The sequence below is a fragment of the Desulfobaculum sp. genome, from assembly GCF_054921475.1.
The window spans coordinates 1-5,707 of the sequence record NZ_JBUDSW010000231.1 but is presented as its reverse complement, the minus strand read 5'-3'; the positions used below and the strand labels follow the sequence as shown (position 1 = coordinate 5,707).

The 5,707-nt window shown below is 61.1% G+C and carries 6 protein-coding genes; 2 read left to right on the top strand and 4 right to left on the bottom strand.

Features of this window, described 5'->3' with window-relative positions; genetic code table 11:
* The first annotated feature begins 281 nt into the window (after positions 1-281).
* Both ACY69P_RS13350 and ACY69P_RS13345 read left to right on the top strand, forming a co-directional pair.
* Positions 282-1,034: a substrate-binding periplasmic protein gene (locus ACY69P_RS13350; RefSeq protein ID WP_462327827.1), complete on the top strand. Its 753-nt coding sequence runs from the start codon at positions 282-284 to the stop codon at positions 1,032-1,034.
* A gap of 101 nt (positions 1,035-1,135) precedes the next feature.
* The gene (locus ACY69P_RS13345) at positions 1,136-2,794 is read left to right on the top strand and encodes a methyl-accepting chemotaxis protein (RefSeq protein ID WP_462327826.1); all 1,659 of its coding nucleotides are present in this window, start codon (positions 1,136-1,138) and stop codon (positions 2,792-2,794) included.
* 87 nt (positions 2,795-2,881) lie between these two features.
* Here the strand turns inward: ACY69P_RS13345 and ACY69P_RS13340 are convergent, their stop codons facing one another.
* The 4 genes from ACY69P_RS13340 to ACY69P_RS13325 all read right to left on the bottom strand — a co-directional run.
* A complete protein-coding gene (locus tag ACY69P_RS13340) occupies positions 2,882-3,601 on the bottom strand; it encodes a DUF554 domain-containing protein (RefSeq protein WP_462327825.1) in 720 nt (239 codons plus the stop codon).
* A gap of 111 nt (positions 3,602-3,712) precedes the next feature.
* Entirely contained in the window at positions 3,713-4,054 is a 342-nt protein-coding gene (locus ACY69P_RS13335) for a DUF190 domain-containing protein (protein WP_462327824.1), read from the bottom strand.
* A 122-nt stretch (positions 4,055-4,176) separates the two neighbouring features.
* Complete coding sequence (locus ACY69P_RS13330; RefSeq protein WP_462327823.1) at positions 4,177-4,863, bottom strand: Crp/Fnr family transcriptional regulator; 687 nt, start codon at positions 4,861-4,863, stop codon at positions 4,177-4,179.
* A 325-nt stretch (positions 4,864-5,188) separates the two neighbouring features.
* The coding region (locus ACY69P_RS13325) for an SIS domain-containing protein (protein ID WP_462327822.1) at positions 5,189-5,707 on the bottom strand (519 nt) is incomplete at its 5' end.

Genomic DNA, 5,707 nt, shown 5'->3' with positions numbered 1-5,707 from the left:
TGGCATTGCCCGGCGATGAAAAGCCCCCGCACGCCGCGCGCGCCACATCACCGCCTAACCCCCTTGCATAACGCCTCAAAATCCTCGATTCACCCTGCCGCAGCGTCCCCCCATCAGCGCCGCAAATATCTTCCCCTGCAAAGCCCAAGCAAAACCGCGCACATAACCTGCAAAACGCTGATGGCAAGCCAGTTTTCACCGCACCCCCAGTTTACACAGCCTGCTCCCCAAGGCATATTGGAAGCTATGTATCCCCCAACCACCAAAATTTGGAGGCTGTAATGAAAAAGGTTGTTCTTCTTGCCATCACCTGTGCCGTCCTCCTGCTGGCCAGCCATGCGGCGCAGGCGGCGCAGAGCGTCACGGTCTATGGTGACGACTCCTATACGCCCTATTCCTTCTCAAACCGGGGGCAGCCCGACGGCATCTACGTCAAAATCTTCCAAGCCGCCTTCAAACGCATGGACGGCTACAATGTCACCATCGAGCTGGTGCCGTGGAAGCGCGCCATGAAGCTCATTGAAAAGGGACAAGGCTTTGCGGCCTTCCCGCCCTACTACCGTCCAGAGCAGCGGCCGTGGATTCAGCCATGGTCCGACCCCATTCTGGAAGAAGGCTTTGCCGTCTACTGCCGCGCCGAAGTGCTGACCTCCCCCCGCCCCAACTGGCCGGACGACTATAAGGACCTCACCATCGGCATCAACGCCGGGTTCTCCGTGCCGGACACCGAAGGGCTGAAGATTGAGGAAGCCGCGGACAACGAGGCCAACCTCAAAAAGCTGAAGGCCGGACGCATTGACGCCTACGTCAACGACGACGCTTCCATCCGGTACACCATGAGCCAGATGGGCATCAGCTCCGACGTCATCAAAAAAGGCACCCAGATCAACACCGAGAACGGTTATCTGGCATTCTCCCGCGACTTTGACGCGCCCTACAAGCAGGACTTCGTGGCCAAGTTCAACGCGGCCATCAAGGCCATGCAGGACAGCGGCGAGATTGACCGCATCGTCGCCAGCTTCCTGAACCAATAACCACACTGCCACAGCGGCCGCACCGCACAGCGCTCGCGCGGTGCGGCCCCGGCACATCCGGGGCGCAGCACAATTATCACGACAAAACGGAACGGTGACCCATGAAAAGGCTTCTGAATCAAAGTATTCAATTCCAAATCATCATCATCCTTGTCGCCGTTGTCACAGCCATTTTGCTTGGATTCGGCGTCCGCGACTATTACGAAACGCGCAGCCAGCTCAGCGCCAGACTGAGCAAAGCCGCCACCTACATGGCCGGGCGCCTTGCCATCGGCATGGTGACGCCCATGTGGGACTACGACGAAGAACTCGGCGTCCGGCTCATCCAGTCCGAAATGCAGGATGAAGACCTGTCCGCCGTGGTCGTGCGCGAGGCCGACGGCGAAAGCATCTTCCTCGCCCTGTCCAAAACAGGGCCGGACGAAACCGAAAAAATTACGGAGCCGCCCACCGGCGACTTTGTCACCAGCACCGCCGAGGTCATCCGTGAGGAAAAACCCATCGGCTCGGTAACGGTGTACCTCAGCAAGGCCTCGCTCAAGGAAGCCATCGCGGCGGAAATCACCAAAATTACCGTGAACACCATCGTGACGGATACGCTGATTATCCTCATTCTCTTCTTTGTCATCCGCATCAAGCTCATCACGCCCGTCAAGGTCATTCAGGGCTTTGCCGAGCGCGTGAGCGACGGGGACCTTGAGTCCTCCTTTGGCTCCGCCTCCTTCACCGGCGAGCTGGAGGAGCTGAAAAACGCGGTGCTGCAGATGGTGACCAACCTCAAGCAAACCATCCGCGAAGTGGAAGTCAAGGAGCAGGAAGCCGCCGAGTCCGCCCAAAGCGCCAAGGACGCCCTGCAGGACGCCGAAGCCGCCCGAGAAGAAGCCGAATGCGCGCGGCAGCAAGGCATGCAGGAGGCCGCCAACACCCTGAAGTCCATCTCCGAAAACATCGTCAGCGCGGCGGAGCAGATGGATGGCAAGGTGGAGCGGGTGACGGACTACACCACCCGCCAGCGCGACCGCGTGGGCGAAACCGCCACCGCCATGGAAGAAATGAACGCCACCGTGCTGGAAGTGGCGCAAAACGCCGGCTTCGCGGCGGAAAGCGCGGACTCCTCCAACCAGAAGGCCTCCCTTGGCGTGGACAAGGTCTCCGAACTTGTGGCCTCCATTGACGAGGTCAACACCCTGTCCGACACCATGAAGGCCAACCTGCAGGAGCTTGGCGAGCACGCCAAAGGCATTGGCAACATCATGAACGTTATTACGGACATCGCGGACCAAACCAACCTGCTGGCCCTCAACGCCGCCATTGAAGCGGCCCGTGCCGGTGATGCCGGGCGCGGCTTCGCCGTGGTGGCGGACGAAGTCCGCAAGCTGGCGGAAAAAACCGTCCACGCCACGCAGGAAGTGGAAGAAGCCGTCCGCGCCATCCAAAACAGCAGCGCCCAGAACATTCAGGGCATGGAGAGCACCACCACCGCCGTTGGCCACAGCATGGACCTTGCCAAGGAGGCGGGAAACGCCCTCAACGAAATCATGAGTATTGTCGAGGCGACTTCGGACCAAATCCGCTCCATCGCCACCGCATCCGAGGAGCAGTCCGCATCCAGCGAGGAAATCAACCGCGCCATGGAGGACATCAACGCCATCGCGGCAGATATCTCCACGGACATGACCTCTGCGGCGGACGCTCTGGGCACCCTCAAGCAGCTGTCCGAGCAGCTCATCGCCCTTATCAACAAGCTGGAATCGCAGTAGCGCCAGCGCTCACGCACCACAAAGGCCGTTTCCGCCCGCTGAGACAACAGGGGGAAACGGCCTTTTCCTTTGGGCGCTCCAGCGGCGCTATGGCGCCACAAACAGCTGCGCCCACCCCCACGAAAAGGGCATCACAAGAAAAAGCGAAGGAATCATATTCGCCACGGGAAACTGCTGTATGCCGCAGATGCGAAAACCCGTCGCCAGCATGATCAGCCCGCCGCAGGCGGAAAAGTCGGCCAGCATATCCGGCGTGGTCAGCGGCAGGATAAGCGCCGCGCCAAGATAAAGCGCCCCCTGCACCACAAACTGGGGCACCACAAGCAGCCCCACGGAAAGCCCCAACGTGGACGCAAAAATAGGCGCGGTAAACGCATCCAAAATGGCCTTCACAATAAGCAGCGTGGGGTCGCCGGTCATGCCCTCGGACATGGAGCCATACACGCCCGTTCCGCTCATGCAAAACAGCACCAACAGCGCCACGTACTTGTCCAAAAACTCCTCCTGACTCACGTCCCCCGAGGGGCGAACCAGCTTTTCAATCCACGTGCGCGCCCTGTTCGCCACCTTCTGAATGCCGCCCTCCAGCCGGATGATTTCACCCAAAAACGAACCGACAACCAGCGCCAAGACAACAGGGGCCAGCAGCTTCACCTTGCCAATCATCACAACGCCAAGCCCCATGGAAGCGCAGCCAAAGACCATGGGCATTCTTGTGCGTATATTCGCGCTAAACCGTGGACCAATCACGACCCCGGCGACACTGCCCAGCAGCAGAGCCGCCGCATTCACATACGGACCAATCATTTCTGTTTCCTTTTTCTGAGTATGCGCCGCCAGCCCGTCCCAGAGGGAATGGCAAGGACGAGCATGGCAGCGCAAAGGGATGGGGAGGGGAAATATCCCGCTCGGGGCGGGTCAGGCGGGCCGCTCGCTTGGTGCGGGGCCCGAGGTAAAGGCAAACGTCGCTTCCGCCTTGGCGTAAAACACACGCACTCCGGCGGCGTCCAGATGAGCGAGGAGGCTGTCGCACTCCTCGGCGGTCAGCGCCATGGTCACAAGCTGGGGCACGTCTTCCAAATCAAAGTACCCTTCGGAATGGAACCGGCCGTCGTGGCCGAAGCCTTCCTTGCCATACACCACCGTGGCTCCGCGCACGCCCCTCGCCTTGGCCTGTTCCAGAATCCATTCGGCAAGGGGCTTGCCGTCGTACTGACGGTTCTGCTGGGTAAAAAACGTCAAAAGATACCCTTGTGCCATCGTGCATACCGCCTTGTTTTGCGCATTCGCGTTGCTCCATTCTGAGCCACTGCCAATGCAGGCCGTTCTAGACGAGCGGCCGCAACGTGGCAGTGACGGCGGTCACTGACGGGGCAAAAAGGTCAAATGATGAAAAACGGCCCGGACGGGGCGCTGAGGCATTCCGGATCAAGGATGGTGATGCGGCCACGGGATTTGGACAAAATTCCAGCCGCCTGCAGGCGCGAAACGACACGCGCCGCGGATTCGCGCGAGGTCCCGGTCATTTCGGCAATATCGCTGTTGGTCAGCGGCAGGTCGGTGCCAAGGCGGGCATGGAGCATGCGCAGCACGTTGACAATGCGCGTCTCCACGCTCTCGTCAATAAGGTCCAGCACGCGGGTGTACGCGCCGTTCAGCATATCCCCCATGGTACCGAGGATGCCAATGGCTACGGCCGGATTCTCCTGCACCCACGCCCGGAATTCGGCGCTGGGAATGGAGAGCACCGTGGCGTCCTCCACCACGCGGGCGGTGAACAGACGCGGCCCGTCCTTAAAGCAGGCAATCCCGCTCAGGGACATCCCCGGCCCCGCCACCAAATACGTAAACGACCTGCCGGATGGGGCCTGCTTGGACATAATAACCCTGCCGCGCTGCATCAGATAAAAATGCGTCGCCGCCTCACCAGCGTGGAAGACGTACTCCCCCTTGGCAAACTGGCGCTGCCGGGCCCTGCGCGCCAACGCCTCAAGCGCCTGCGGCTCCGCAAGACGCAGGTTGATATCGGTCTGAAGCACGCGAACCATCGCGTCTATGGGCTGGTCCATGGGGTCTCCCTTCAATGGTGCCGTCCTCGGCGATTCTGCCGCGCCGCCTCGGACGGCAACGCACGAAACGCCGCGAAAACGAAGGCGCAGGCCCCCGCCCTGGCACCGGTGCACGCAAGGACGGCTCCATGCTAACGAATGCGCCGTAAAACGCAAAACGGGCGGCTTTCACAGCGGCGCAAGCGCCCCCTGTTCAGCCGCCCATTTGTGTTCTGCTTCGGCCGCCAAAACGGACGGCACACGCAGGATAGGGCGCTCGTTACGCCGCACATGGCGGCCAAGTTTTTCTACGCGGACCGACTGGCGGCCCACGCTCCCGCCCCGGCTACTCCACAGTCACGGACTTGGCGAGGTTGCGCGGCTGGTCCACGTCCTTGCCCAGATAGTCCGCCACCTCGTACGAGAACAACTGCAGGCAGGGCAATACGAGGAAGGTGTTGAGCGGGCCCCACACCTCGGGGATGACCCATACGTCCTCGGCCGCAATGTCCAGCCCCGGATGGGTCAGGGCGATGATGCGGCCGTCGCGCGCCTGCACCTCTTCAAGGTTGGACTTCACCTTGGGGAACAGGTCGTCGTGCAGGGCAAGGGCAAAGGTCGGGAATTCCTTGTCGATGAGGGCGATGGGACCGTGCTTCATCTCGCCGCTGGCGTAGCCCTCGGCGTGGATATAGCTGATTTCCTTGAGCTTGAGCGCCCCCTCAAGGGCCAGCGGGAACTGAAGCCCACGGCCAAGGAACATAAAACTGCGCGACGCGGAATACTTGCGTGACAGCTCCTGCGCGCGCCCACGCATACGCGGCAATTCGGCTTCCAAAATGCCCGGAATGCCCATCACGCCGGC

Excerpts from the sequence above, each read along its gene's own strand:
- ACY69P_RS13345 (WP_462327826.1), top strand. The coding sequence starts at position 1,136 with ATGAAAAGGCTTCTGAATCAAAGTATTCAATTCCAAATCATCATCATC.
- ACY69P_RS13350 (WP_462327827.1), top strand. The coding sequence starts at position 282 with ATGAAAAAGGTTGTTCTTCTTGCCATCACCTGTGCCGTCCTCCTGCTG.
- ACY69P_RS13330 (WP_462327823.1), bottom strand. The coding sequence starts at position 4,863 with ATGGACCAGCCCATAGACGCGATGGTTCGCGTGCTTCAGACCGATATC.
- ACY69P_RS13340 (WP_462327825.1), bottom strand. The coding sequence starts at position 3,601 with ATGATTGGTCCGTATGTGAATGCGGCGGCTCTGCTGCTGGGCAGTGTC.
- ACY69P_RS13335 (WP_462327824.1), bottom strand. The coding sequence starts at position 4,054 with ATGGCACAAGGGTATCTTTTGACGTTTTTTACCCAGCAGAACCGTCAG.